Below are 21,580 nucleotides of genomic sequence, written 5' to 3'. Positions count from 1 at the left end.
TTCGGGTTCCCGCCCACTGGAGCAGAGCCTGTGAGGTTTCTGGGATTTCAATTGTTGTTTGGTGATCACTTGGCACGCAGTGTGCGTGGGGTATCCTGCGCGCCCCCCTGCAAGGCTTGAGCCCAAGTTTCAAGGCGTTTTTACGCCATCCTTGATTACCTGATTACAGTTGGAGTCTGCTATGACTGACTTGTTTGAAAATCCAATGGGCCTGATGGGCTTTGAGTTCATCGAATTTGCCGCTCCCCAGCCTGGCGTGATGGAACCTGTCTTTGAGATGATGGGTTTCACCAAAGTGGCGGTACACCGTTCCAAGAAAGTGTCCCTGTACCGTCAGGGCGAGATCAACCTGATCCTGAACGAAGAACCCAAGAGCCACGCCGCTTATTTTGCTGCCGAACACGGCCCTTCGGCCTGCGGCATGGCGTTTCGGGTGCGTGATGCGCAGCAAGCGTATGAGCGCGCACTGGAACTGGGCGCCCAGCCTGTTGATATTCCTACCGGCCCTATGGAACTGCGTTTGCCTGCGATCAAAGGGATTGGCGGCGCGCCTCTGTACCTGATCGACCGTTTTGGCGAAGGTAACTCCATTTACGATATTGACTTCGTCTACCTGGAAGGTGTGGACCGCCACCCTGTGGGCGCGGGCCTGAAAGAGATCGATCACCTGACCCACAACGTATACCGCGGTCGCATGGCGTACTGGGCTCAGTTCTACGAGCACCTGTTCAATTTCCGCGAGATTCGTTACTTCGATATCAAGGGCGAGTACACCGGCCTGACGTCCAAAGCCATGACGGCTCCCGATGGCAAAATTCGTATCCCTCTGAACGAAGAGTCGGCCAAGGGTTCGGGGCAGATTGAAGAATTCCTGATGCAGTTCAATGGTGAAGGCATCCAGCACGTGGCTTTCCTGACCGAGGATCTGATCGCCTCTTGGGACAAGCTCAAAGCCATGGGCATGCGCTTTATGACCGCACCCCCACAAACCTATTACGAGATGCTGGAAGGCCGCTTGCCTGCGCACGGTGAGCCGACTGCAGAGCTGCAAAATCGTGGCATTTTGCTCGATGGCACATCGGAAGGTGGCCATCGTCGTCTCTTGTTGCAGATTTTCTCGGAAACCTTGATGGGCCCTGTGTTCTTCGAGTTCATCCAGCGCAAGGGCGATGATGGTTTTGGCGAAGGCAACTTCAAAGCCTTGTTCGAGTCGATCGAGCGCGATCAGTTGCGCCGAGGTGTGTTGCAGGCTGATTAAAACGGTTCGGTTTCAGAGCTACAGGCGCTGGCAATGAATCTATCCCCACTGTGTGGCGTTTGCCGAACAGTGGGGATTTTTTTTGCCCTGTCTATTCTTGCTTCGTTCGTGATGGCTGCAAGATTCTGAACAGTTCCAGCATCAGATCCGACTGGGTAATCATGCCCACCAGCTCTTTGTGATCATTGACCACCGGCATATGGCGATGGCGACCCTGGCTGAACAGGGGAATCAGCTCTGCCACCGACCAGTTTGCATTGGCGGTGACGGCAGGTGTGGTCATGATCTCGGCCACTGTCGGTGCTGAACGCTGCCGAGGGCTTAAAAAGCGCTTGAGTCGCTGGCGCAGATTATCCGGCTGATCCAGCCCGGCACGCTGCAAAAAGTCCGATAAAGCCAAAATACCAATCACATGCTTGTTCTGGTCCAGCACGGGCAAGGCTTTGACCTTGCGCTCGCGCATCATGTCCCAGGCTTGTTGCAAGGGTGTGCTGATCTGGCAGGAAAGGGGTGAATCATTCATCAGGGTCGCGCAGCGGCGTGTGCCCAGATTGCGTCGGAAGGCTGACTGATGAACATAGCTGACCAGTTTCTCCAGATCGTCGTGGCTGATGTTCAGCGTCTGGTTGTAGTGGCTCAAGGCCGCATCGTAATCCTGATCCGTAAAGCGGGCAGGAGTGGCTGCGGGGCGGGTTGCGGGTTTGTGTATTGGCGGGTAAGCCACGCCAGTCAGGCGGTTGTACAGCATGCCCAGAAGGATCAGCACGCAGGAGTCAAACAGCACCGGAAACAGGACGAAATCGTAGTTCTGAATACCATTCAGGGCGGGAAATACCGCCATAGCCAGGCTGGGCGGATGTACACAGCGCAGGGCCAGCATGATGGGCATGGCAACGCAAACGGCCATCGTAATGGCAGCAATCGGATGAGGGAGCAGCGTCGCGCAGGTAATGCCTGTGAGTGCGCCCACCAGATTGCCCAGCAATATGTTCCAGGGTTGAGCCAGCGGGCTGGTTGGCACCAGAAAGATTAGCAAGGCACTGGCGGCCAGAGAGGCGACCAACCAATGATGCGTGTGCGCAAAATCTGACAGGTACAGGCTAAGGGAGGAAACAATCAGCACGCTAAGCGTGGCGCCCAAGGTGGCACGCAGCATTTCAGGACGTGCAATGGCCAGCGACTTGGGGCGCAGGCTGTCAAACCAGTGACGAAGTAAAGCAGGCATACCCATCAGGGGGAAGTAGGAAAACAGCCTTAAATCATACTGCTAACCGTTCACTTCAGGGCTTAGCCCCTTGCTGAATACCGGGAATGATGGCCGGGCCCTTGCGCTCGGTGGCGATTTGTTGGGGTACGGCATCAACCGTAATCACAATGTGTTCACGCTGCAGCGAATCCAGCAGCACGCCGGGGGCCAGCTCCTGACCAGGGCGATACGCACGGACCGGCTGTTGGTTGATGCTGAGCAGGGCCGCGCCAGTCTGGCCGCTCACAATCATGCCGTGCAAGCGCAGTTCGGGCAGGGCGGTGCTGCCCCCAAACCACTGTGCGATCTGCTGCGTGCTGATCTGTTCGCGGTGGTCTTCATCCAGCACCGGCGCAATCGTGCCGTCCGATGGCAGATACAGGTTGATCAGCAGGTTGAGCAAGGCCAGCGCGATACCGGCCTGACACAAACGCAGCCAAAGATGTGACGGAAATATGGCGGAAATAATACCCATTTAGACTGCATCGCATAGTGCTTTCGCAGACGGCCCGTATGGCTGTCTTAAGGGCTCCTAGTGTGCGTGTGCTGCATGAAGCCCGTATGACAAGAGCTTGAGTTTTTTTGGGTGACTTATTTCCTTCATGTCTCGATCTACTTTCTCTCGCAGTCCAGCACGTCGTTTGGCCGGATCTGTTCAGTCCCGCGCTCAACAAGGTTTCTCTTTGATTGAGGTCATGGTGGTGGTGGTCATCATGGGCATTATGGCGGCCCTGGTTGTCCCCAGTCTGATGGACCGCCCTGATCAGGCTCGCGCCGTGGCAGCTCGTCAGGATATTGCTGCGCTGACACAGGCGCTGAAGCTGTACCGCCTGGATAACGGCCGTTATCCCAGCACGGCTCAAGGCTTGTCGGCGCTGCATCAACGTCCTGCCCAGCCACCTGAGCCCCGTAACTGGCGTCCGTATATGGACCGCTTGCCCAGCGACCCTTGGGGCAATCCTTACCAATATTTGCAACCCGGCGTGCATGGCGAGATTGATGTGTTCTCGCTGGGGGCGGACGGGCAGGCCGGTGGGTCTGGCAGTGATGCCGATATAGGCAATTGGGACTGATGTGACACAGCGGGGCTTTTCCTTGATCGAGACCCTGGTGGTCTTGCTGATCGTGGGCATTGTCAGCAGTGCAGGTTTAAGCGTGCTGGTACTGGACCGTGATCAGGGCTTGCAGCGGGAAGCCCGTCAACTGGCTTTGCGTCTGGCCGAGTTGCAAAGCTATGTACGTGAAAGTGGTCGTCAAGTGGCCTGGACGGCAGATCAGCAAGGCTATCGTTTCAGCCTGATTCCGGACGTCACCGATGGCAGCAGCCCCACACCGGGCTGGCTGCGCGATCAAGCCCGCTTTGCCCAGTTATTTCCCCAGCGATCCTGGTCTTTGGACTCGGTGCGTGTGCGCCTGGAGCCAGTAGGACCGTGGGTTTTTGTGAATGAATGGTTGTCCGCGCCACGGCAGTTGGAGCTGGATGATGGCCACGAGGTCCTGCATTTACGCAGCGATCCGACAGGCCGTTTTGATGTGCAGTCATGACAGAGCGTGGCATGAGTTTGATTGAAGTATTGATTGCACTGGCGATTGTTTCGGTCGCGTTGACGGCGGGCTTGCGGGCACTGGGTTTGAGTGCCTCTGGCAGTCAGGCCATGTACGAGCGCAGTGCGGCCTTGTTGGCGGTAGACAGTGTGGTGGCAGAAATGCGCTTGCGGCGCCTGTTTCCCGAGCCAGGTGAAACCGTAGTTCCTTGCCGTCAGGGTTCCTTGAACCTGCAATGCAAGCAAGTGGTGCAGGCCACAGCCAATCGCTTCTTTCGTCAGGTGACGGTACAGGCTTTTGTCCCCCAAGGCCCTGTGCTGGCCGAGCTGCACGCGACTTTGGCGTCCTTGCCATGACAGACGCTGGCCAGGAAGGCTTCACGCTGGTGGAAATGTTGGTGGCCTTGACCATTATGGCCTTGATCAGCCTGATGTCCTGGCGTGGCCTGGATGCTGTTTTACATGCGGATGAGCAGCTAAGCCGCCAGGCCAGCCAGACCCAGGCCTTGTTCAATACCTTGTCCCAAATGGGTCGGGATCTGGAGTTGCATTTGCCCGCTGCGCCTCGCCCAAGCGATCCAACAGGGGCGATGGCGGTGTTGCCACCCAGCATCCATTGGCAAGCGCAGGGCGAGGGGCCCGCCATTCTGATGATTGAACGCCGTGCCGAAGCGGGGGCGGGCACCCAGCAAATTCAATGGCGTTTGCAGCAAGGCGTGTTGCAGCGGGCCATTGCTCAGGTTGGAACGGTGTACCCCTTGCCTGAGCTGGGCCCATTGCAAGATGTGCTGGAGCAGGTGAGCGCCTGGAATGTGCGTATCTGGATTCCGGCACGTGGCTGGCAAAGCTGGCCCTGGCCAGAGCAAGCCGGAGCAGCCGCGACAGGTATAGAGCTGACGGTGCAACTGGAAGGGCAAGAGCACCCCTACCGCAAAGTGGTGATGCTGCTATGAAGCGCCCATCCCAACAAGGCATGGCGGTGATTAATGCGCTGGTCGTCGTGATGGCGGTGTCGATTGCCACCATGGGCATCGTGCAACGCCAAAGTGGCTTGGCTACACAACTGGCCAGCGAGCGCGATTACCTGCAGGCGAACTGGCTGCTGCGCGGTGCGCTGGATTGGGCGGTGCTGGTGCTGCGTCTGGACTCGCAGCGTTCGGCGGTGACCCATAAAGGCGGACTGTGGGCTCAGGCCCTGAGCGAGCTGAAGATAGAGACCCCGGACAAGACCCGGGCGGCTTATTTCTCCGGCTACATCCAGGACGAACAGGGCAAATTCAATCTGGCTTTATTGCTGCGTGATGGGCGCGTGCAGGCTACTTATGTGCAGGCGCTTGAGCAGTTGCTGGGCAGTGTGCAGCAGCCGCCTTCTTTGGCTTTGGAGCTGGCCCAGCGGCTGGAACGGGCACAGGCCGGACAAGCCCCGTGGCCTTCTCATTTGCAGGATTTTTTCCCGAATGCGGTTCAACAGGCCAAGCAGCTAGAACCTTATCTGAGCTATTTGCCGCAGGCCAAATCCTTGAATGTGAATACCGCCAGCGCCCAGGTTCTGGCCGCCGTGCAGCCTTCGGTCAGTCTTGTGGAGTGGCGTGGCTTGTTGGAGCAGCGTGACCGGGGCCAGTGGTTCCGGGATCAGGCCGATGTACAAGCCCGTTTGCAACGTCAGGAGGCGCTGGAAGGGCAAACGCTGACCGTGCGCAGTGAATGGTTTTTATTAAGTGGAGAGTTGCGACTTGACCATAGCCGGGTAGCGACCCAAGCCCTGATTAACAGGGCAGCGGATCGCAGCCGGATTGTCTGGGTTCGTTGAAGTGATGAGCAAAGTGCTGCGTATTTATTTGGACTCTCCATCACGGCTGGATCAGCCGGTGGATTTTGTACTACGAGACAAGCGCGCCAAGGTGCTGCGCCGGGGGCGGGGAGAGGTGCAAGCCTTGAAAGCCTTGGCCAGTTCCATGGAACTGGTCTTGCCCGCAGGGATGGCGACGGTCACCGAAGCGCGTATTCCCTCGGTCAGCGCCTCTCGACGTCAGGCGGTGGCGTGCAGTGCTGTCGAGCCCATGTGTTTAAGCCCGATCGAACAGGTGTGGGTGGCCTGTTCTGCCGCCGGGCCGTCGGGAATGAGCCAGTTGGCCTGGACGGAGCGTCAGTCCTTGTTGGCACTGGGCGAGCAGGCTCGCCAGTTCGGCTTGCCCTTGAGTGCTGTGTACGCCTGGTCGGACGGCCATGAGCAAGACCGACACGGACAAGGCCAAAGCCTGACCGTACCGGCTTGTTCTTTGTTGATGCCGGAGATGGCATCAAGCGGTGGGAGCAGTGTGCTGCGTCAAAGCCTGTGGTGGACCCTGGCAGCCGTGTTGAGCTGGACGCTGGTACTGCAACAGCAAGCGCAATCCTTGCGCTCGCAGATGAAGCAGACGCAGACCCAGATGGAGCAGGCGGTGCGACAGGCTTTACCGCACTTGCCCGTTATCGTCGCACCCTTGACTCAGGCCAGACAGCACCGCGATGGCTTGCTGGCCGAGAAAAGCCCGGCCTCGGCCCCCTTTGATCGTTTGTTGATGGCCAGTGCGGTGCAGTGGCCTGCTTTGCAGGGACAGGTACGGGCATTGAATTTCAAAGACCAGCAATTGCAGTTGACCCTGGCCAGCGAGCTGCCTGCACAGCCTTTGGCGGCTGAATCTGATTTGGAATGGAAGCAGGGCGAGTCGGCGCGGCAGTGGGAAATTGGGTTTAGCAAAGCGGGCCAACAGTCCAGCCAGCAGGGGGGGCAGCAATGAACAAGTTCACTGTTTTGAAGCCTGTACTGCTGAGCCTGCAAGGCAAGCTGGCCATCGCCAGACAGTATTGGCAGGCCCTGAACCGTCGGGATCAATTGGCCTTGTCGGTATTGGGTGCTTTGTTGGTGCTGATGCTTTTGTGGTTGCTGCTCTTGCGGCCTGCGGTGCGTGATCTGGCCTTGGCCAAGCAGGAGTTGCCCCGCTTGCAGTACGAGATGGCGCAATTACAAACCGTGCTGGCCCAGATTCAGGTTCTGGATAAAGAGCTGGTAGCGCCGCCTGATGCGCAAGGGCAAGACAAGGCCTTGCAACGCAGTTTGCAAACCTTGGGTAGCCAGTGCCAGCCAGAGGAGGCGCAGGCCGAGCAGCGGGTTCTGGTCTGCCAGGCTGTGGCGGCGCCTGCCCTGATGGATTGGTTGATGCATGCCCCTCGTGTTCTGGGCTTTGCAGTGCAGGAAGTCAGCATGAGTCGCTCCGTGGTGGATAGCCGTGAACGCGCGGGCCTTCTGGATGGCCGCATTGTGTTGCGTGCGGGAGAGCCATCATGAAAAAGCTGGCAAAGATAAGTGCCTGGGGATTATTGACGCTGCTCTTGCTCCTGGCCGCGGTGCCGTTTTTACCTGCCCGCGTGATGCTGATCTGGCAAGCGGAGCAACTGCCTTTACGACTGGAAACGGCGCATGGCAGCCTGGCTTCTGGGCAGGGCTTATTGGTAGTGGGCTCGGGTTTGTTGGCTCGCACTGTCCCTGGCCCTGTTAGCTGGCGCTGGCGTTTGACGCCCTGGCCGCAGATGGAGTTAAGCCATGCCTGGTTCGATCAGCCCGTGCGTTTGCAAGCCAGCCTGCAAGGTTGGCGCATTTCAGGTCAAAGCCTGACCGCTCCCGCCGCGCTGTTGGGGCGTCTGCATCCTTTATTGCAGACCGTGCAGCCACAGGGACAGTTGCAATTGCGCTGGCCCAGCCAAGCACTGGCCGCCGAAACCGGACCCTTGCTGGAACTGGATTGGCGCAATGCACGATCCGCTTTGGCCGCTCAAGCCGAACTGGGCGATTACCAATTGACCGTCAACCGCAAGGGCAAGGGCGTGCAGCTTAGCCTGCGAACACTGGCGGGGGATTTGACCTTGGCAGGACAAGGTCAGTGGGGGCCGGATGGCGGGCTGTTTGAAGGACGCGCTCAAGCCAAACAAGCCGATGATCAACGCTTCAAAGAATTATTAGAGGCCCTGGGGCCTCAACGTCAGGGTGTGACCCAATGGCAAATCGCCACAACGACTAGCAAGCAGGAATAACGATATTTTGACTATGAGTACCTTGACTAAACGACTTCCTGGATTGCAGCCTCGCTTCCTTTTAAGCCTGGGTGCGGCCGTGCTGTTGAGCGCCTGTGCCAGCAATGGTCAGAAACCTGATCCAGGCCCGGATCCTTCTTCTTTTTTTGCCTCCGTAGGCAAGGCACCGATCAGCAGCAGCCAGAGTGATCCGCGCTTTGCTACCAGCAATACGCCTTCGCCTGCTGTTACCCGTCGGGTTCCGCAGCGGGTAGGAGGCAGCGCGGCCCCGATCGATTTGCCTGACCCGGCTCAGTTCCCGCAAGGCAATGACATTACCCTGAATTTTGTGGATGCCGAGCTGGATGGCGTGGTGGCGGCCCTGGCGCGTTTCACCGGGCAGAACTTCATCGTGGACCCGCGTGTGAAAGGCCAGTTGACCCTGGTGTCTGAAGTCCCCGTAGATGCACGCACAGCCTATGAAATGCTGCTGTCTGCGTTGCGCATGCAAGGTTTTGCCGTGCTTCGTAATGGCAAGGTCAGCCGCGTGGTGCCTGAAGCCGAGGCCCGTCAGCAAGGCGGTGCAGTGCGGGCCGCCGGGGCGGGAGCCAGCGGCAGTGGCGAGCTGGAGACCCGTGTTTTTACCTTGCGCTATGAAAACGCCACAGCCCTGGTGCCTGTGTTGCGGCCCATGATTTCGCCCAACAATCCTATCAATGCCTATCCCTCCAATAACACCTTGGTTGTCACGGACTACGGCGACAATCTGGATCGCATTGCGCAGGTGATTGCTGGGATCGATACCCCTGCCGGTTTGAACACCGACATCATCCCGATTGACTATGGTGTGGCGCTGGATGTGGCGGCCTTGGCCTCGCAAATGCTGGATACGCCCGGCAATGATGTGGCGCAACGCATTACCGTCGTGGCCGACCCGCGCAGCAACTCTGTATTGGTGCGGGCAGGTAGTCCGGCCCGTCTGGATCTGGCGCGTGATCTGATCCGACGCATCGACAGCCCGGAGAGCAATAAGGGCAATTTGCATGTGGTTTATCTGCGTAATGCTCAGGCTGTGCAGTTGGCTGAAGTGTTGCGCGCGGCCTTGACTGGGCAATCCGGCTCGGGGACGTCCTCTACCGGGACACAGCAGCAAAGTAATAGTCTTGCGCCAACACCGAGTACCGGCACGGCGGGTGGTGCCAAGGCCATGAATACGGCTGCGCCCCCAGCCCAGCCGCAAGGCGAGGCGGGCTTGAGTGCAGTGAACAATGCGAGCGGGACTGTGGCGTTCAGTGCAGGCGGTGCCACGGTGCAGGCAGACCCGTCCACCAATACGCTGATTATCTCGGCACCCGACCCGGTGTATCGCAGCCTGCGTGAAGTCATCGACCAACTGGATCAACGCCGCGCTCAGGTTCTGGTGGAAAGTCTGATTGTGGAAGTGAACGCAGAAAATGCGGCCGAGTTCGGCATCCAGTGGATGACCGGGGGCGGCAATATTGCCGACGGCTCGGGCTTTGTAGGTGGTGCCAATCTGGGCGGCAGTGGTATCACCAAGGCTGGGGCGACCACACTGGATTCGCTGGCGGCGGGTTTAAGCCTGGGGGTGGTGAAAGGCACGGTAAATGTGCTGGGCCAGCAGGTCGTCAACCTGGGTGTGCTGGCGCGTGCGCTGGAACGTCAGGGTGGCACCAACATTCTGTCCACTCCGAATCTGATGACGCTGGATAACGAAGAGGCCAGCATTATGGTGGGCCGTACCGTTCCGTTTGTGACGGGCCAATACACCACCACCGGCGATGGGGCCAGCAATCCATTTCAGACTATCCAGCGCGAAGATGTGGGCCTGACCTTGAAAGTGCGTCCGCAGATCTCGGAGGGCGGCACCGTCAAGATGGCGCTGTACCAGGAGGTCAGCAGTATTGATACCGCCATGTCCGTATCGGCCAACTCGCCCGTCACGCGCAAACGTGCGCTCAGCACCAATGTGCTGGTGGATGACGGCCAGATCATTGTGCTGGGCGGTTTGCTGGAAGATTCGATTGAGGACGGTACGCAGTCCGTTCCCTTGCTGGGCGATATTCCGCTGGTGGGTAACCTGTTCAAGTACGAAAAACGCAAGCGCACCAAAACCAATCTGATGGTGTTTTTGCGCCCTCATATCGTGCGTAACGCTCAAGACAGCCAGAGCTTGTCTCTGGACCGCTACAACTATATGCGCGCTGTACAGACGGGCTTGCCGGATCGCTCCACCTGGTTCCACCCGGATGCAGGGCACATGGTTCTGCCGCCAAGCAGTGGTGCCGTGGACTTGCGAGAGAGCCTATGACCCGCCTGCCGTACTCCTGGGCACGCCAGCACCGGGCCGTGCTGACGCAACAGCAAGGGGTGGGTTCGCTGGTGATTAGCGAGCGCACACCGGATTGGGCTTTGGTGGAACTGCGGCGGCGCTATCCCGAACTGCAAGAGCGGCAAATACCGGATGCGGAACTGGATACCTTGATTGATGCCAGTTACGCGCAGGGCGATGATGCCGCCAGTGTGGTGGATGCGGCGGCCAATGAGGTAGACCTGGATCGCCTGATGCAGGAGCTGCCCGCTGTCACCGATTTGCTGGAAAACCAGGACGATGCGCCGGTGATCCGCATGATCAATGCCTTGTTCACTCAGGCAGTGCGCGATGGGGCCAGTGATATTCACTTGGAACCTTATGAAACCCATTCCGTTGTGCGTTACCGCGTGGATGGCCGTTTGCGCGATATTGTCAGCCCACGGCGTGCTTTGCACGGTGCCCTGGTCTCGCGTATCAAGATTATGGCCAGCCTGGATATTGCTGAAAAACGCTTGCCGCAAGATGGCCGTATTGCCTTGAAAGTAGGGGGGCGGGCGCTGGATCTGCGCGTATCGATCTTGCCAACCGGACATGGCGAACGGGCGGTGATGCGTTTGCTGGACAAGTCAGCCGGGCAATTGGAGCTGGAGCGCCTGGGCATGGCGCCGGATATTCTGGCGCAGTTGGATGAGCTGATTCATCAACCGCACGGCATTGTGCTGGTCACTGGCCCTACTGGTAGCGGCAAGACCACCACCTTGTACGCCGCACTGGGCCGGGTCGATACGGCGCGCAGCAATGTGCTGACGGTGGAAGATCCCATTGAATATGACCTGCCGGGCGTGGGTCAGACGCAGGTGAATCCCCGGATTGAATTGAGTTTCTCGCGAGCCTTGCGTGCCATTTTGCGGCAAGACCCGGACATCATCATGATTGGGGAAATCCGTGACCTGGAAACGGCGCAGATTGCCGTGCAGGCATCCTTGACGGGTCACCTGGTCCTGGCGACCTTGCACACCAACGATGCAGTCTCGGCCGCGACACGCTTGGTGGATATGGGGGTGGAGCCTTTCTTGCTGGCTTCGACCTTGCGTGGGGTCCTGGCCCAGCGTTTGATCCGCAAGCTATGCCGACATTGCCGTGTGCCTGCCGAGCATGGTCAGTATCATGCCAGCCCGCATGGCTGCGAGCACTGTGCCCATACCGGTTATCAGGGCCGTACCGGCATTCATGAGCTGTATCGGATCGATGAACGTGCTCAACACTTGTTGAATGCAGCGGGGGCGGAGCCCGCCTTGCGCCAGGCCGCCCGCGAATCGGGTATGCGCAGCTTGCGAGAAGACGCCCAGCGCTGGGTGGAGCAGGGCATCAGCACCACTGAAGAAGTCTTGCGCGTGACGCGCGAGTTATAGGCGGGCAGCACAAGATGGGTACCTATCACTATGAAGCAGTAGACCAGGCCGGGCGTAGCGAGCGTGGCGTGCTGGAGGCCGATAGTGAACGACTGGCGCGCCAGCAATTATTGGCCCGAGGCCTGCTGACCGTTTCCCTGAAAGCCGGACGCAGCCGGGCTGCGGCCCGTGCCCGCAGCGTGGGTTTGCGCCGTACCGAGTTGTCCTGGCTGACACGTCAATTAGCCAGTTTGGTGGCAGCCGGATTGTCTCTGGAAGCCAGCCTGGGCGTGGTGATCGAACAAGCCACACGTCGCCCCCTGGTGCAACTTCTGGCGGCTTTACGTGCCGATATCCGCGCAGGCCAAAGCTTGAGCGATGCCCTGGCCAATCACCCGCGCGACTTCCCGGAAATCTACCGGGCATTGGTCCGTGCCGGGGAGCAATCGGGCGAGCTGGAGCAAGTGCTGGACAGGTTGGCCAGCTTTATCGAAGACAGTGGGGCCTTGCGGGGCAAGGTGCTGACGGCCTTCATCTATCCCGCCATCGTCAGCCTGATCTCGGTAGCGATGGTGGTGTTCTTGCTGAGCTATGTGGTCCCGCAAGTGGTGGGAGCTTTTACCCAGGCCAAGCAGCAACTGCCCATGCTGACTCGCGTCATGATCAGCGCCAGCGATTTGCTGCGTGAATGGGGGCTGGTGCTGTTTATTGTGTTGGTGCTGGTCGCCGTGCTGGTCGCTTTTCTGCTGCGACAACCGGCCTTGAAGCTGGCGTTTCATCGACGCTTGTTAGGCGTGCCTGTTCTGGGGGGCTATCTGCTGGGCGTGGATACCGCTCGTTTTGCGGCGACCTTGGCGATTCTGGCCGGTAGCAATGTCGCCTTGCTGACCGCTCTGGAAGCCGCCGGACGTACTGTATCCAATCTGGCCTTGCGCGATGCCGTGAACCAGGCAGCCATTCGTGTGCGTGAAGGCTTGCCTTTAGCCAGCGCGCTGCAACGAAGCGCCTTGTTCCCACCACTATTAGTACAACTGATTGCCAGTGGGGAAAAAACCGGCGAGCTGGCTCCCATGCTGGACCGTGCGGCGACGACTTTGTCGACCGAACTGGAGCGCAAAGCGCTGACCATGACGGCCTTGCTGGAACCCTTGATGATTCTGCTGATGGGTGGTTTGGTGCTGTTGATTGTGCTGGCCGTGATGTTGCCGATTATTGAGATGAATCAGCTGGTGCAATAAGCGCTGGTATTGAGCTGTACGTTGAGGAGGTCTGGATGCCGCCATGCTGAAGGCTGGCGGCAATCGTTCATGTGCTCGGTGTGAGCCAGGCCATAGATGCTATGACGAAGCCAAGGCTTTAATACGGCGAATGGTCCTTGGGTGTACGGCATACTTTTTTGCAATGATGTCCAAAGGTACTTTGTTGGTCAGCGCTATAAGCGCTTCTTCATGCTGGGCAGGTGATAGGGCGGGGCGTCTTCCTAGTGGTCTGCCATTGGCGCGAGCAGCCGCCATTCCTGCCCGAGTGCGTTCGCTGATCAGCGAGCGTTCAAATTCGGCTAATGCCGCCATCATATGAAACAGTAATCGGCCACCCGAGGTGGTGGTATCTATGTTTTCTGTCAGAGATATGAAGTGAATATTGTCTTTGCCCAAACGATCAATTGTGTCCACTAAATAGCGCAGAGATCGTCCCAATCTATCCAGACGCCAGACAATCAGGGTGTCGCCTGATTTCATTTTTCTTTGAAGATGATTCAAACCTGGACGTACTGCTTTAGCGCCGGATATTCCTCTATCCGTATAGATATGATCACAATTCACTTTTTTCAGTGCCGCAATCTGCAGGTCCAGGTTTTGATCCTGTGTCGAGACGCGTGCATACCCATATTTCTTACTCATAATACCCATCTTCCTAGCGCAAGGCGCAGCCCCCCTCCCTCTTCGACCACATCTCAGTGCAATCGGCGTTAGTAAAACCAAGATGGTCTAGTGGAGTTGTGGCCACGCGATGTCAAGTTTTACTAACTACATGCAAACCTGCTGTCACGTAAAGGGCGACTAAGGTCGCTCGTACTGCACTAAAAACTAGGACGTCAATTTTTATTAACGCATGTTTCAGATGCAGATACTGATTAAGTGTTAGCGGCAGCCACATGTGTGTCAACACGCAGCGGGTCCGGGTCGATGCACTTTTTGAAGAACGTTGCAGCCTGTACAAGGCAAGCGTCAACAATGGTTAAGAAAAGGCGTAAATAGGTTTGAGATTTTGACAAGAAGCCTCCTTTTAGTCCCAACCGAATAGCGCATCGAAATGATCCTTTTCAGCGTAGATTCCACGTACAAACGTGACTATTTGTTATGGAAGGGATGTTGACATAAAGGAGGCTTTTTGGCCGCTTCCGGCTGGCAGGCCAGGCGCGGATTGAGGGCCAACGCCTAGAGTGCCAACTGGCGATGCGGGGCGCGTAATGGGCGCGGCGTCGGTAGAGTTCCTGTCTTGCTGGTTGCAGCAAGTTACGCCTTCAAACAGTTATCTGCTGTTGGGCCTGCGCAGCGCCGAGTCGCTTGCCCAGGCCTACGACGCACACCTGTTTCGACAAGCCTTTTTGTCCGCTATCCAGGAGCGGCTGCGCCCTTATGGCGTGGTGCGCGACGACATCCTGGTGCTCGATCACGCGGTGCTGATCAGCCTGAGCGACTGCCGCTTGCCTTCCCAGTTTGACAAGGACCTGTTCCTGGAACGCGTCAAAGCGGCGCTGTGCTATGAGCCTGTCCAATGCGGCTCGGACAGCATCCTTGTGAATGCCGTACTGGCCTGGGTAGAGGCCTCGGTCGACCAACCCGTTTGTCTTTCCCATCTGCATTCGCTGGCCAGCACGATTGCCTTTTCCGAAGTCCAGCCCCCTGTTTGCGCGCAGACCCGCAATGACATGGCCTTGGCAAGCCGTTTCTTTGCCGACATGCGGGACGAGAAGGTGGCCCTGTCATTCCAGCCCGTTGTGTTGGTCGAGAATCATCAGCAGATTCTGTATTACGAGCTGCTGTTGCGCTGGGGAGGGGCGGATGAACGCGTCCAGCCCGCGTCTTGCGCCCTGGTGGTCCAAGCGATAGAGCGTTTGCACTGCACGGAACGATTGGATGCCAGTGTCCTTTGGGCGGCTGTGCAGATTCTGGAACGAAATCCGGATATCCACCTTGCCTGCAACATTTCCCCCTTGTCTTTGCAGTCTGCGCCCTGGTGGAGATTGCTCATTGCGGTACTGAACACGGACCCGCAACTGGCACGTCGCTTGACCCTGGAGATTACAGAAACCGCGGCGGTTTTTGATCAGGAGGCGGCGGCCAGCCTGCTTCGCACCTTGCGAAAGCTGGGCTGCAAAGTAGCCATTGATGACATCGGGGCGGGGTTCAACACCCTGGATCTGGCCCGGCAGGTGCGTCCTCACATCATAAAAATCGATAAGGCCCTTGTGCATCAGGCATGGGACAAGGACGGCATCGCTGCCCTGAATTCCTGGGTTCATGCCTCACGCGGCATCAGCCAATACGTCATCGCCGAAGGAATAGAGACAGCCCTGGATTACCAGTTGAGCGTCGAGGCAGGCGTGCACGCCGTCCAGGGCTATCTGATTGCTCCCCCCTCCGTCCAGCCCCCGTGGGAGGGGGCGGCACCTTTGTGCGTTCAAGACAGCTTCAACCCCACTCACACCAACTTTGCATTCAAGAAGTATTCCTTAAAGGATCAGGAACAGAGATGAATCACGTCTATAAAACCATCTGGAATGAGCAGACTGGAACATTTGTTGCCGTCTCAGAGAATAAGAACGCGAAAGGCAAACGCAGTTCTTCTTGTGTGGCGGGCGCCAAGCATCCGTCTTTTGCTGCCCGTCTGGGTTTGGCTGCGATCTTGACGGCCAGTGCGCTGGGGATGAGCAATGTATGGGCCGCGGTCGAGATTCCTGATGAGGGTCTGGACAACGTGATCAACTTCACGGCTCCGGGCGGCACCATCCGGTTCACAGGCGGTGGCAGCATTGTGGGCTTGAGCAGCCTGACAATTGCGGGTGTCTTGAGTGCCGATCAGATTACGGTGGGCGGTGAGTCCGTGGCGACTCAGGGGCAGTTGAATGCCACTTCTGCTGATGTACTGACTAATACAGGCAAGATTGACGGGCTGGAAGGCCGGGTTGCTGGCAATGAAGCTGCTATTGCAGACCATGCGACCAAGCTGGCTGACAATCAGACTGCCATCGCAGATCATGCCAGCCGAATTACGAATAATGAAACGGCTATTGCTGCTCAGGGCACACGAATTGGAACGGCTGAAGCTGGACTGCTAACGATCAACAATCGTTTGACCGCTTTAGGTGTGGATGAAACCACTCCCGGCGTGAAGTATTTCCGTGCTAACTCCGAGCAGCCCGATTCCGAGGCGAACGGTGAAGAATCCATTGCGATTGGCCCTGAGTCCAAGGCAGAGGGTGATCGCAGTATTGCCGCAGGCCAGGGGGCCTTGGCCGATGCCGAGAGTGCGATTGCATTGGGTGACGGTGCCCGTGTCGCCAGCGCAGACAGCCGACCCAAACCGGAGGCGGCCATTGCTATTGGCAAGGATAGTCAGAGCAGTGGCCTGGCCAGCGTCGCGGTGGGTCGCGAAGCAGCGGCGGGTGGAAATAATGCCTTGGCATTGGGCACGCAGGCCCAGGCCAGTGGTGCCAATGGTATCGCCTTGGGTTTGGGTGCTCAAGCCAATGCAGATAACAATATCTCCATCGGTAATGATGCTGGCCGGGCGACTGGCAATCATCTGCCGGGCGACCGTTCGCACAATATCGCTATTGGACAGGCAACGGGGCAGAACGTCACAGGCCAGTTCAACGTGGCGCTGGGTGATGGCGCAGGCAATGGCGTGAATGGCAACGAGAACGTGACGATGGGCCGAAACGCTGGCCAGAATATCAAAGGGGATAGCAATATCAGCCTGGGCATGAATGCCAATCAGGGGCGCGAGTCGAATCGTGCTGTTGGTATTGGCGAGGACGCGGGTGCCGAGACTGAAGGCGTTGCCATCGGGTACAAAGCGATTGCCGGTAATACCGGGGTCGCCATTGGCCGTCAGACTACCGCTCTGGGAACCGGGACGGCTATTGGCCCGAATGCGCATGCAGACAGCAACTTTGTCGCTTTGGGCTTGAACTCCCACGCTGTACAAGGTGATGTTTCCGGCACAGGCCGATTCACCAACAAGGCTTTCACAGGCAGTGCGGTTTCTGTCGGTAGCAGCGAAGCGGGCAGCGAGTTCACGCGCCGTATCGTCAATGTGGAAGATGGTGCTAAAGACACGGACGCGGTGAACGTGCGCCAGTTGCAATCGGCTGTAGATCAGGTGACGCTGGGTGCAACAGTGGACTATGAGAAGCTGGCCGAAAAGGTGGGTGACGACTGGGGCCAGCAGATTGCCGACAGCAAGCCTCGCTATTTCAGCGTCAATGATGGCGGCGTGGACAAGGGCAACAAGAACAATAACGGCGCTGCTGCGACTGCCATCGATTCGATTGCCATCGGGCCAGATGCGACGGCTAAAGAGCGAGACTCGATTGCAATCGGGCATATGGCCGGTGCGGAAGGGGCTTCTTCTGTTGTGATGGGTCACAACATCAAGGGCCTGGGCGTGAACTCGACCACCATCGGTAACTCGCAATCCGAGGCGCGTGATGAGAGTGGTGTGGCGATTGGTACGTCTGTCGTCAGCCGTGACAAGAATTCCATTGTCATTGGCCGGGATTCCTATACGGATCGCCAGGCAAATGGCCCGTCTGTCGAGAACTCGATTGTGATTGGTACAGAATCCAGTTCCACGGCCATGGAAGGGATTGTGATCGGTAAAAACTCTGTGGTGAATGCTGCTCGCGGTATTGCTCAGGGTAGCAATGCCAAGGCGACGGCCACTGACGCCATGGCTTTTGGCTCCCGGTCATGGGCGGATGCGAATGACTCACAGGCCAGCGGTACGGATGCCAAGGCCTTTGCTGCCCGTGGGATTGCCATCGGTACTCGTGCTCGCTCCGGCGAGCCTGCTCCTGATGTCGAAAACCGGGACAAGAACCGCGATTCCATTGCCTTGGGTACGGACTCGGTTGCCGAGTTCAATAGCAGTATTGCAGTAGGTCGCGAAGCCCAGGCCAAAGCCGACTATGCACAGGCACAGGGCAAGGGCGCTCATGCCTTTGGCGAAGATTCGATTGCTCAGGGCCGTGATGCCTGGGCCATTGAACGACAAGCGATTGCGCTGGGTGCCGATTCCCGCAGCACGGCCGACCGCGCTGTTGCTATTGGTCAGGGCGCACAGGCAGGCAATGCACGCTCGGTAGCACTGGGTGATGGTGCCGTGACAGCAGGCGCGGTTGGCACCTTGAATGCGTCTTTGAACGGGCTGAACTACGGCAACTTTGCCGGCGATCGTCCTGTTGCTACCGTCAGCGTGGGTACGGAGCAGGAAAAACGCACTGTGACGAATGTGGCCGCAGGTCGGATCAGCGCGAGCAGCACGGATGCGATCAATGGCAGCCAGTTGTATGCCACGAATGCGGTGCTGGGCAATGTGGCCAACACCACGAAAAACATTCTGGGTGGCAATGCCACGCTGGCGACCAACGGCACTCTGAGCATGAGCAATATCGGTGATACCGGTGAAAACACGGTGCACGATGCGATCAAATACGCAGCTCAAGGCTGGTATGTGAGTGCCAATGGTGACGCCACTGCGAACGTGAAGCCGGGTGGTTCGGTGGACTTCAGTAATGACGATGGCAACATCACCGTTACTCGTACCGGGACTGATCTGGCCTTCAATCTGGCCGATGATCTGACGGTGGGCAACAGCATTACCGTAGGCGATACAGTCATCAATGGCGACAGCGTCACGATAGGTGACACGGTAGTCAATGGCGATAGCATCACCACCAATAACCTGACCGTTCAGGGCGAAACCCGCCTGGGTGACAGCTTTGTGGTTAATAACAACGGCGATGTTATCTACAAGGGCAACGAAGTCGCCACTCAGGCTGATGGCTTGAGCTTTGCAGGCAATACCGGCAACACCATTGCCAAGACCTTGGGTGACAACACACCGTTGACGCTGTCTGGCGAACTGGCAGCGGGTGAAGTCTCCACGGGCGCCAACCTGCGCGTCGATAGCGACGGCAACAAGTTGAACCTGGTCATGGCTCAGAACCTGACAGATCTGAACAGCATCACCATCAATAACGGTGGTCCGGTGATCAATGGCGACGGCATCGATATGGGTGGCAAGAAGATCACCAATCTGGATGCTGGCACGGACGATACCGATGCTGTGAATGTATCGCAGTTGAAAGAGGTCTCTGATGTTGCCAATGCAGGCTGGAACGTCAGCGCCAATGGTGGTGCTGCCGAGAACGTGAAGCCTGGCGCTTCGGTGGACTTCAGCAATACCGACGGCAATATCGACATCACACGTGATGGCACGGATCTGGCCTTCAATCTGGCTAATGATCTGACAGTTGGCAACAGCATCACCGTGGGCGATACGGTGATCAACGGCGACAGCGTCACTGTCGGTGATACGGTAGTCAAGGGCGATAGCATCACCACCAATAACCTGACCGTTCAGGGTGAAACCCGCCTGGGTGACAACTTTGTAGTCAACAACACGGGTGAGGTCACTTACAAGGGCAACGAAGTCGCTACCCAGGCCGATGGCTTGAGCTTTGCAGGCAATACCGGCAACACCATTGCCAAGACCTTGGGCGACAACACACCTTTGACCATTTCAGGTGAACTGGCCGAAGGCGAAGAATCCACCGGTGCCAACTTGCGCGTTGATAGCGACGGCAACAAGTTGAACCTGGTCATGGCTCAGAACCTGACCGATCTGAACAGCATCACCATTAATAACGGTGGTCCGGTGATCAACGGCGACGGCATCAATATGGGTGGCAAGAAGATCACCAATCTGGATGCTGGCACGGATGATACCGATGCTGTGAATGTGTCGCAGTTGAAAGAGGTCTCGGACATTGCCAATGCAGGCTGGAACGTCAGCGCTAATGGTGGTGCTGCCGAGAACGTGAAGCCGGGTGCTTCGGTGGACTTCAGCAACACGGACGGCAATATCAACATCACGCGTGATGGTACGGATCTGGTTTTCGATCTGAACAAAGACATTGATCTGGGTGCGGATGGCAGCCTGACCACAGGCAACACCTTGGTCAACAACGATGGTCTGACGGTGGATGATGGTGCAGGCAACAAGACCGCCACGACAGCAGCAGGCACCACGGTGAGCAATGCCGCTGGTGACACGACCACAGTGGGTGCAGGTGCGATCACCGTGGCAGATGCGGCCGGTAATAGCACGGCCATAAGCAGCACGCAGGTAGTGGTGGGCGGAGCGAACCCGGTCACGATCAATGGTGATACGGGCCGAATTGGTGGCCTGACCAATCTCACCTGGGATCCGGACAATTACACCAGCGGCCAGGCGGCAACGGAAGACCAGCTCAAGCGAGTCAGCGATGTAGCCAGCGCAGGCTGGAACGTGACGGATACTGACGGTAATAGCGCCAACATCGGTCCAAATGGCCAAGTGACGTTTGCAGGGGATAAGAACATCACGGTTGAGCAGACCGGGACCGATGATGATGGGCAGCTTGAAGTCAAGTTGAACAAGGACATCGATCTGGGGGCTGATGGCAGCCTGAAGACCGGCGATACCGTCATCAACAACGCCGGTGTTGCGGTAGGCAATGACGTACATCTGGGTAACACCGGCCTGACCATCAACAATGGCCCCAGCATTACCCTGGCAGGCATCAACGCAGGTGATATGCGCATTACCAATGTGGCCGCCGGTCGCAATCCGACGGATGCCGTGAATTACGGACAGCTCCAGCCTATCGAGTCCTTCATTGGCCTGGATGGAAACGGCTCCTTTGCCTACAACGGTGGTCAGCACACATCCTTGAAAGATGTTCTGGACAGCATGCACTGGAATGTTGAAGCCCCGACGGATGGCAAGGACGGTGGCAACAACGGTGGTTCCAATGGCAATGGCCCTGGCTCTGGTGGCGGCAACAATGGCTCCGGCGACGGTACACCTATCCACAATGGCAACACGGTGGGCTTTGTTGAAGGCGACAACATCGTGATCTCCAAGACGGACCGGGTCAATGATGCAGGCCAGACCGTGGGTGCCGATATCAAGGTATCGCTGGCTCAAGATGTGACGGTCAATTCCATTACGGCGGTGAATGTTCAGGCCGATGAAATTCAGATCAATAACGGTGGCCCGATCATCAACGAGAACGGCATCAATATGTCCGGCAAGCACATTACTAATGTGGCGGCGGGCATCAATGATACCGATGCGGTGAACGTGAGCCAGTTGAATCAGGTTGCGGGCAATCTGCAAGGCCAGATCAACAATATTCGCCACGATATCAATCGTCTGGATAACCGATTAAGTGCAGGTGTGGCTGCCGCAATGGCAACAGCGTCGCTGCCTCAGGCTTATTTGCCGGGCAAACACATGATGTCCATGGCCGGTGGCACCTGGCGTGGAGAGTCCGGTATGGCTATTGGCTTCTCCGGCATTACCGATAACGGTAAATGGGTCTACAAGCTCTCGGGCAATACCACCTCGCGCGGTGATTATGGCGGCGCAGTGGGTGTTGGCTACCAGTGGTAATCCAGCCCTGACTCTACGGTGCATCGGCGT

17 protein-coding genes are annotated in these 21,580 nt (G+C 57.7%); 14 read left to right on the top strand and 3 right to left on the bottom strand.

Annotation, left to right across the window (positions count from 1 at the left end):
• Positions 1 to 181 precede the first annotated feature (181 nt).
• The gene (gene hppD, locus JYG33_RS08935; RefSeq protein ID WP_207875591.1) at positions 182 to 1,258 is read left to right on the top strand and encodes a 4-hydroxyphenylpyruvate dioxygenase; all 1,077 of its coding nucleotides are present in this window, start codon (positions 182 to 184) and stop codon (positions 1,256 to 1,258) included.
• 91 nt (positions 1,259 to 1,349) lie between these two features.
• Here hppD and JYG33_RS08930 read toward each other — a convergent pair whose 3' ends face one another.
• Together JYG33_RS08930 and JYG33_RS08925 are read right to left on the bottom strand one after the other, a co-directional pair.
• Positions 1,350 to 2,483, bottom strand: coding sequence for an HPP family protein (locus JYG33_RS08930; protein WP_207875590.1), 1,134 nt, complete (start codon positions 2,481 to 2,483; stop codon positions 1,350 to 1,352).
• Between the two features lie 55 nt (positions 2,484 to 2,538).
• Positions 2,539 to 2,979: a hypothetical protein gene (locus JYG33_RS08925; protein ID WP_207875589.1), complete on the bottom strand. Its 441-nt coding sequence runs from the start codon at positions 2,977 to 2,979 to the stop codon at positions 2,539 to 2,541.
• 220 nt (positions 2,980 to 3,199) lie between these two features.
• Between JYG33_RS08925 and gspG the strand changes: the two genes are divergently transcribed.
• The 11 genes from gspG to gspF are packed head-to-tail and all read left to right on the top strand — an operon-like array spanning position 3,200 to position 13,059.
• Positions 3,200 to 3,577 carry a type II secretion system major pseudopilin GspG gene (gspG, locus tag JYG33_RS08920; RefSeq protein WP_243430343.1) on the top strand — a complete coding sequence of 126 codons (378 nt, stop codon included), beginning with the start codon at positions 3,200 to 3,202 and terminating at the stop codon, positions 3,575 to 3,577.
• Between the two features lie 22 nt (positions 3,578 to 3,599).
• On the top strand, positions 3,600 to 4,049 hold the full coding sequence (locus JYG33_RS08915) for a type II secretion system protein (protein WP_243430317.1): 450 nt from the start codon (positions 3,600 to 3,602) through the stop codon (positions 4,047 to 4,049).
• An 11-nt stretch (positions 4,050 to 4,060) separates the two neighbouring features.
• Positions 4,061 to 4,405, top strand: a complete 345-nt coding sequence (gspI, locus tag JYG33_RS08910; protein WP_243430316.1) for a type II secretion system minor pseudopilin GspI — start codon at positions 4,061 to 4,063, stop codon at positions 4,403 to 4,405.
• Positions 4,402 to 5,001 carry a prepilin-type N-terminal cleavage/methylation domain-containing protein gene (locus JYG33_RS08905; RefSeq protein ID WP_207875585.1) on the top strand — a complete coding sequence of 200 codons (600 nt, stop codon included), beginning with the start codon at positions 4,402 to 4,404 and terminating at the stop codon, positions 4,999 to 5,001. The genes gspI and JYG33_RS08905 overlap by 4 nt, the downstream gene beginning before the upstream one ends.
• Positions 4,998 to 5,858: a type II secretion system minor pseudopilin GspK gene (gene gspK, locus JYG33_RS08900; protein WP_207875584.1), complete on the top strand. Its 861-nt coding sequence runs from the start codon at positions 4,998 to 5,000 to the stop codon at positions 5,856 to 5,858. Before JYG33_RS08905 ends, gspK begins: the two co-directional genes overlap by 4 nt.
• Positions 5,842 to 6,828, top strand: coding sequence for a GspL/Epsl periplasmic domain-containing protein (locus JYG33_RS08895; RefSeq protein ID WP_243430315.1), 987 nt, complete (start codon positions 5,842 to 5,844; stop codon positions 6,826 to 6,828). Before gspK ends, JYG33_RS08895 begins: the two co-directional genes overlap by 17 nt.
• Entirely contained in the window at positions 6,825 to 7,376 is a 552-nt protein-coding gene (gspM, locus tag JYG33_RS08890; RefSeq protein ID WP_207875583.1) for a type II secretion system protein GspM, read from the top strand. Before JYG33_RS08895 ends, gspM begins: the two co-directional genes overlap by 4 nt.
• The gene (gspN, locus tag JYG33_RS08885; protein ID WP_207875582.1) at positions 7,373 to 8,119 is read left to right on the top strand and encodes a type II secretion system protein N; all 747 of its coding nucleotides are present in this window, start codon (positions 7,373 to 7,375) and stop codon (positions 8,117 to 8,119) included. Before gspM ends, gspN begins: the two co-directional genes overlap by 4 nt.
• 13 nt (positions 8,120 to 8,132) lie before the next feature.
• The gene (gspD, locus tag JYG33_RS08880) at positions 8,133 to 10,427 is read left to right on the top strand and encodes a type II secretion system secretin GspD (protein ID WP_207875581.1); all 2,295 of its coding nucleotides are present in this window, start codon (positions 8,133 to 8,135) and stop codon (positions 10,425 to 10,427) included.
• The gene (gene gspE / locus JYG33_RS08875; RefSeq protein ID WP_207875580.1) at positions 10,424 to 11,842 is read left to right on the top strand and encodes a type II secretion system ATPase GspE; all 1,419 of its coding nucleotides are present in this window, start codon (positions 10,424 to 10,426) and stop codon (positions 11,840 to 11,842) included. Before gspD ends, gspE begins: the two co-directional genes overlap by 4 nt.
• Before the next feature lie 14 nt (positions 11,843 to 11,856).
• Entirely contained in the window at positions 11,857 to 13,059 is a 1,203-nt protein-coding gene (gspF, locus tag JYG33_RS08870; protein ID WP_207875579.1) for a type II secretion system inner membrane protein GspF, read from the top strand.
• A 99-nt stretch (positions 13,060 to 13,158) separates the two neighbouring features.
• Here the strand turns inward: gspF and JYG33_RS08865 are convergent, their stop codons facing one another.
• Positions 13,159 to 13,722, bottom strand: a complete 564-nt coding sequence (locus JYG33_RS08865) for a recombinase family protein (protein WP_207875578.1) — start codon at positions 13,720 to 13,722, stop codon at positions 13,159 to 13,161.
• A 569-nt stretch (positions 13,723 to 14,291) separates the two neighbouring features.
• Between JYG33_RS08865 and JYG33_RS08860 the strand changes: the two genes are divergently transcribed.
• Both JYG33_RS08860 and JYG33_RS08855 read left to right on the top strand, forming a co-directional pair.
• Entirely contained in the window at positions 14,292 to 15,581 is a 1,290-nt protein-coding gene (locus JYG33_RS08860) for an EAL domain-containing protein (protein ID WP_207875577.1), read from the top strand.
• Positions 15,578 to 21,550, top strand: coding sequence for a YadA-like family protein (locus JYG33_RS08855; protein WP_207875576.1), 5,973 nt, complete (start codon positions 15,578 to 15,580; stop codon positions 21,548 to 21,550). The genes JYG33_RS08860 and JYG33_RS08855 overlap by 4 nt, the downstream gene beginning before the upstream one ends.
• Positions 21,551 to 21,580: the final 30 nt, after the last annotated feature.

Source organism: Alcaligenes sp. SORT26 (genome assembly GCF_017377875.1).
GTDB lineage: Bacteria > Pseudomonadota > Gammaproteobacteria > Burkholderiales > Burkholderiaceae_B > Alcaligenes > Alcaligenes parafaecalis.
The sequence above is the reverse complement of the archived record's forward strand: the minus strand, read 5'-3'. Positions and strand labels throughout refer to the sequence as shown.

Excerpts from the sequence above, each read along its gene's own strand:
- hppD (WP_207875591.1), top strand. The coding sequence starts at position 182 with ATGACTGACTTGTTTGAAAATCCAATGGGCCTGATGGGCTTTGAGTTC.
- JYG33_RS08930 (WP_207875590.1), bottom strand. The coding sequence starts at position 2,483 with ATGCCTGCTTTACTTCGTCACTGGTTTGACAGCCTGCGCCCCAAGTCG.
- JYG33_RS08925 (WP_207875589.1), bottom strand. The coding sequence starts at position 2,979 with ATGGGTATTATTTCCGCCATATTTCCGTCACATCTTTGGCTGCGTTTG.
- gspG (WP_243430343.1), top strand. The coding sequence starts at position 3,200 with ATGGTGGTGGTGGTCATCATGGGCATTATGGCGGCCCTGGTTGTCCCC.
- gspI (WP_243430316.1), top strand. The coding sequence starts at position 4,061 with ATGAGTTTGATTGAAGTATTGATTGCACTGGCGATTGTTTCGGTCGCG.
- JYG33_RS08905 (WP_207875585.1), top strand. The coding sequence starts at position 4,402 with ATGACAGACGCTGGCCAGGAAGGCTTCACGCTGGTGGAAATGTTGGTG.
- gspK (WP_207875584.1), top strand. The coding sequence starts at position 4,998 with ATGAAGCGCCCATCCCAACAAGGCATGGCGGTGATTAATGCGCTGGTC.
- gspM (WP_207875583.1), top strand. The coding sequence starts at position 6,825 with ATGAACAAGTTCACTGTTTTGAAGCCTGTACTGCTGAGCCTGCAAGGC.
- gspN (WP_207875582.1), top strand. The coding sequence starts at position 7,373 with ATGAAAAAGCTGGCAAAGATAAGTGCCTGGGGATTATTGACGCTGCTC.
- gspD (WP_207875581.1), top strand. The coding sequence starts at position 8,133 with ATGAGTACCTTGACTAAACGACTTCCTGGATTGCAGCCTCGCTTCCTT.
- gspE (WP_207875580.1), top strand. The coding sequence starts at position 10,424 with ATGACCCGCCTGCCGTACTCCTGGGCACGCCAGCACCGGGCCGTGCTG.
- gspF (WP_207875579.1), top strand. The coding sequence starts at position 11,857 with ATGGGTACCTATCACTATGAAGCAGTAGACCAGGCCGGGCGTAGCGAG.
- JYG33_RS08865 (WP_207875578.1), bottom strand. The coding sequence starts at position 13,722 with ATGAGTAAGAAATATGGGTATGCACGCGTCTCGACACAGGATCAAAAC.
- JYG33_RS08860 (WP_207875577.1), top strand. The coding sequence starts at position 14,292 with ATGGGCGCGGCGTCGGTAGAGTTCCTGTCTTGCTGGTTGCAGCAAGTT.
- JYG33_RS08855 (WP_207875576.1), top strand. The coding sequence starts at position 15,578 with ATGAATCACGTCTATAAAACCATCTGGAATGAGCAGACTGGAACATTT.